Source organism: Streptomyces sp. NPDC058964 (genome assembly GCF_042741275.1).
Taxonomy (GTDB): Bacteria; Actinomycetota; Actinomycetes; order Streptomycetales; family Streptomycetaceae; genus Streptomyces.
The window spans coordinates 1-4,648 of sequence record NZ_JBHYKH010000629.1 but is presented as its reverse complement, the minus strand read 5'-3'; the positions used below and the strand labels follow the sequence as shown (position 1 = coordinate 4,648).

Below are 4,648 nucleotides of genomic sequence, written 5' to 3'. Positions count from 1 at the left end.
CCCTCGATGACCGCAGGCGGCAGGTCCACCAGCACCTCGTCGGCCAGTTGCGGTACCGCCACGTAGGCGAGCTCCGCCGCTGTACGACGTACGTCCAGCGAGGCGCCGATGCGCTTTCCGGCCCGCACCAGCAGCGACAGTCGCTCCTGGGCACGGTAGCGGTCGGTGATGTCCAAGGACTCCTCGAACAGCCCCAGCGGTTCCCCCCGGGCGTCCACCAGCCGGTGGTACGAGCACGACCAGACATGCTCGCGCACCGGGTCGGCGGGAGCGCGCCCGCGGTAGTGCATGCCCTTGATTGATTCACCCGTCGTCATCACGTGCTCCATGACCTGATCTTCGTCCGGGGGGTGATGGCGTGAGATGAACTCGCCTTCGGGAAAGAGATCCGCGGCCGGTCGGCCGATGTACTGGGCGATCCCCGCGAGCTCCAGGTCCGTGGAGACGTTCCCCCAGACGACCCGCCCGTCGGTGTCGAAGATCGTCAGGCCCACGGGAGACTCCGTCGCCAGTCCCTGCAGCATCGCCAGCTGTGCCTCCCAGCCGCGCAGCGCCCCCAGATCGGCCGCGACCACGACGGTCGCGGCGACGCCCCGGTGCGCGAGCGGGCTGAAGGTCACGGCCGCGCGTAGGGTACGTCCGTCCTTGCAGCAGAGGTCCAGGACGGTGCTGCGGGGCTCGTGCGCCTTGCAGAAGGCGGACAGATGCAGCCCGGGGGCCGCTGCCAGCAGACGGGCGGCCGACTCGCCGAGCACATCCTCGGGCGCGTATCCGAGAAGCCGCTGGGCCGAGGATCCCCACCCGGAGATGCGGCCTTCACCGTCCAGTACTGCGGAGGCGGCCTTGGAGAGGTCCAACGGACTATGGAAATCGACGTTGGCCGCATTCGGAAAACGATCCATGGCACCGCTTCCCTTCGTGCTCCCCCAGGATCCCGTGCCGCACGGCGGACGACAACCGCACGCGCGATCGTCGCCCGCTCACACGGAACGACCGACGACGGCTACCCGGACGCCGCACTGCCGTCGACGGCAGTCAGCCGTCGAAGTCGCGGGCTTCTGCGGACGCGGACCGGCGCCCGATGGGCAGCGTCCTGTGCAGCTCATCGTGGGTCCGGCAAGCGGCTGGAGTCCGTGCGCCATTCGCGAAGGGCCGCGTCGACACGGCTGATGTCCGGGCCGTCGTCGTGACGGCGCCGACGGCCGGGCGTCGGCGCGGCGGTGACCGGCCCAGGGCAGGTGCCGTGTCCATCGTCCTGGCAGGTGGGGGTGTGCGGGTGGCGGTCGCGGGTCTGCACGGCCCCGGCGCGGGGTCGTGAGCGCGGTCTTCCCGCCGCCGTCCGAGCGAGCAAGATCGCTTGGTAGGGACACGCTGTGCTGGGCTGTGAACGGATACGACTCCGGAGGGGCACGCCCCTCCGCTCGCACGACTGCCGGGCCCGACACACATGCTGGTTGCCCCGGCTGTGCTGCTTCGCCTGCTCGGCGGCACCGGAGAGGTGGAGCGGTTCGGGAAAGTGCGGACGTGCTCGCGGCGCCCTGGGTAGAGGCTCCGGCGGCGGGTCGGCGGACGGGCGCACTGCGCAGGACGGCGAACTGACGGCAACGGCTGTCCCTGGCACTGCCCTGTCTGGTCCACTTGGGCGGCAGCGTGCCAAGATCCATCGACGCGAAGGAGTACGCATGCCTCAGACGCCTGCTGTCCCGTACGGTCACGTCGTCGTACCCACCGGCATCCTGGCCACCGCCCTGTACGCGCTAGGCCAATTCGAGGCCGCCGCGATCGAGAGCAGACGTGACGGGCTCCGCCCCAGCACCGCCGTGTGCACGGCCGTGGCGTGGCTGTGGGAAAACGGGCACCAGGACGAGGTCACCAACTTGATCGGCACGGTCTGCGCCGTGCTGCGGGGACAGCAGGTACCAGGAGGCGTCGGCCGGATCACGCACGACGCGGTCATCAACGCGTTCGGTGCAGAGCTCGCCCAACTCGCCCTCACTCCGGATGGTGGATGGGGGCCCATTGCCGCACATCTCAACCAAGAGGTGCCGCGCGGGTTCTGACCACGGGCCGTTCGCGCGCGCCCCTTGCCTGGCTCTCCCCGCAGTGCGATCCGAATCGCCCCCACCCGGTCTTCCCGGCCGTGTGGGGGCTTTCGCATCGCCCGCCGCGTTCTCCTTTGCCGAGCCCGCGGCCGCCGACTGTGTTGAGGAAGGGGTTCCGGGACGACATGGCCGACGGGACCCGACGGGGCTTCCAGGGCGTCAGAGCATGAGGAGGAGCCGTGTGTTCGGGACGAGCTTCCGGTTCACGCTGGTGCTCTGCACGAAGATCGTGAAGTCGTCGTTGTGGTCCGGCTTGACGCGGACTTCCACGTCCGGCAGGCCGAGCAGGGCTCGGGCCTCGGGTCCCGTGTACACCCGGTCCGTCTTCTTCTCCAGCACCGCGATCTGCTTCCGTGCCTGTATCTTCTCCGACTTGCTCAGCTGGTAGAACGCGCCACCGGTACGGTAGGTGTGCCCGCATTCGATGACCCAGTCCCGGATCGCCGCGTCACGAGCCACCGGGATCAGCGCGTACTGCGACGGCTTCACCGGGGTGAGGCCGGCCGCCTTGATGGTGTCCTTGTTGACCGCGTCAGCGCCCATGGAGAACACCGCCCGCGATCCCCGGATGCCCTGGCTGCGGCCCACCATGAATTTTTCGGTGGCCTGCCGGATCACCTGCCCGGCCTCTTCCAGCCCCTGGGTGCTCGTGGCGTCCCAGATGGCGATGTTGTCCTTCGGGAAACCGCACTGCATGGCCTCGCGCTTGCCCATCTGGTCCGGTACGAGGACGGCCAGCGTCCAGTTGTCCTGCTGTGTCTGGATCATCTGGGCCACAGCCTCGACCAGTTGACGCGGATCCCTGACAGGGGCATCCGGGCAGCGATGACTCGCGTTCTCCTGACCGTCGGTGAGTACGAACGTCAGGAAGCTGTGGTCGCCGTACAGTTGAGCTGTCTGTGCCAGCTCCCGCTGGGATTTCAGTGCCGCCGCCAGCAGAGACGTCATTCCACCGACCCGGTACAGCTGCTTCAGCGACGGCATCCGCAGCACGTCCTTGTCGTAGATGACGCACTCCACCTTGTCCGCGAAGACATACACCGTGACCCGGGTTTCCTGGTCCAGTTCCTTCGATCGGCGAGCAAGGTATGCGATCTGCTGGTCTGCTACTTCGACGACCTTGCGGCTGAGGTGCGTCATGGACGAACTGGCATCCAGCACAAGAGCAACGTGATTGATGTAGTTCTGGCTTCCGGACATGACAGCTCCCCCTCTTTCCGACTCGATGCTCCTACCGTCTCACGCACCACTGACAATCGATCTTGGCTCGCAGCCTGGCCGGGGAGCACATCCGAGCCCACGCATGTCTGCCCGGTCGGCGGTTCGGGGCGCGCTGGACAGGGTGGGGAAGCGGGGCCGGCCAGGGCCGGGGCCCGGGCGAGGAGCCGGCCCACGCAGGGCCGCACCTGCGCGCGAACGCAGGGCCGCCTCTGTGTGATCGGAGCCGGTGGAGGGTGTCTATGGCGCGCACGATCAGGGCGCGGCCGAGGGCGGCGCGGGGACGTCACGACGGTCCGCAGCACGGTGGCGAGGGGTTGCGCATCGCCGGCTCACTGCCCTCGCGGTCAGCCGAGGTGGCGGGAAGTGATGGAATCGGGCCGGGCGAGGCTCCTGGCGGGGCGGAGCGTTGTGTGAGCTCGGCGGCGGCCCTCACGCCGCGCTGAGCAGGGCCGGGGCGCCCAGCCAGGCTGGATGAACACGCAGTGCCCAGCGGGGACGTGCGCGGCGGTGGGTGAGGTCAAGGGGACAGGCAACCAAGCCTATGCGGACGGCTTGGAGCGCGGGCCGCGCTTCGGGCGCGGCCGACTGCGGCATCAGGTTGCGGGACTCTTACTGCCGGACGGCGCGGGGTGCCGCGGCCCGGGCTGGGCGGTGCCGTCCAGCAGCACCGCGCCGACGGGATGCGCCTGTGCCTGCCCGGAGTCCGGCTCGGACTGGCCGCAACCCCTAGGCGGCCAGGGCGGCGTTGAGCATCCGGCGGGCGACCGCCGTGAGTTCCGTGAGGTCGGGTGCGGGCCGGGCGCGGGCCATCGCACCGGCGAGGCGGTCGAAGAGGAGGCCCTCGGTCCAGGCGACCAGCAGTTCGGCGGCCTCCCGGGGCCGGGCGGCGCCCAGTGCCTCGAGAACGGCGGCCGCACGGGCGCGGGCCGCCAGTCCCGCCCGGTGAAGAGCCGACTCCAGCTCCGGCGTGCGCGCGGCCTCGAGGCTGAGCTCGTAGCGGGCGAGCTGGCGCTGGCGGCCCGTGGTCAGCCAGTGATGCAGCAGCGCCCCGAGCGCGGCCGCGGCCTCCTCCCGCGAGACCGGCCGGCTCAAGTCGATGTCGTCCACGTCCAGTTCCGCGATACGCGCATAGCATGCGCCGATCAGGGCCGTACGCGTGCGGAAGTAGTACGACGTACTTCCCGCGGGCAGCCCCGCCGTGGTGTCGATCGCGCGATGCGTGAGCCCCCGCAGGCCTGCCGCAGCCACGGTGGCGATCGCGGTGTCCGCGATGAGGGTGCGGCGGTCAGGACTGGGCATGTCCTCACTCTACAGCTGTAGAGTGA

The 4,648-nt window shown here is 69.9% G+C and carries 4 protein-coding genes; 1 reads left to right on the top strand and 3 read right to left on the bottom strand.

The window, feature by feature from the left end; all coding sequences use genetic code 11:
- A partial coding sequence (locus tag ACFW2E_RS41810; protein ID WP_384475888.1) for a PAS domain-containing protein occupies positions 1 to 857 on the bottom strand: 857 nt, incomplete at its 3' end.
- A gap of 825 nt (positions 858 to 1,682) precedes the next feature.
- Between ACFW2E_RS41810 and ACFW2E_RS41805 the strand changes: the two genes are divergently transcribed.
- Complete coding sequence (locus ACFW2E_RS41805; RefSeq protein WP_384475885.1) at positions 1,683 to 2,060, top strand: hypothetical protein; 378 nt, start codon at positions 1,683 to 1,685, stop codon at positions 2,058 to 2,060.
- A gap of 201 nt (positions 2,061 to 2,261) precedes the next feature.
- Here ACFW2E_RS41805 and ACFW2E_RS41800 read toward each other — a convergent pair whose 3' ends face one another.
- Positions 2,262 to 3,302 (bottom strand): vWA domain-containing protein, encoded by a 1,041-nt coding sequence (locus ACFW2E_RS41800; protein WP_384475883.1) that lies wholly within the window; start codon positions 3,300 to 3,302, stop codon positions 2,262 to 2,264.
- Positions 3,303 to 4,049: 747 nt separating this feature from the next.
- Positions 4,050 to 4,622, bottom strand: coding sequence for a TetR/AcrR family transcriptional regulator (locus tag ACFW2E_RS41795; RefSeq protein ID WP_384475880.1), 573 nt, complete (start codon positions 4,620 to 4,622; stop codon positions 4,050 to 4,052).
- Positions 4,623 to 4,648: the final 26 nt, after the last annotated feature.

What these genes read in the sequence shown, in the direction of transcription:
- ACFW2E_RS41805 (WP_384475885.1), top strand. Translation starts at nt 1,683, where the DNA reads ATGCCTCAGACGCCTGCTGTCCCGTACGGTCACGTCGTCGTACCCACC.
- ACFW2E_RS41800 (WP_384475883.1), bottom strand. Translation starts at nt 3,302, where the DNA reads ATGTCCGGAAGCCAGAACTACATCAATCACGTTGCTCTTGTGCTGGAT.
- ACFW2E_RS41795 (WP_384475880.1), bottom strand. Translation starts at nt 4,622, where the DNA reads ATGCCCAGTCCTGACCGCCGCACCCTCATCGCGGACACCGCGATCGCC.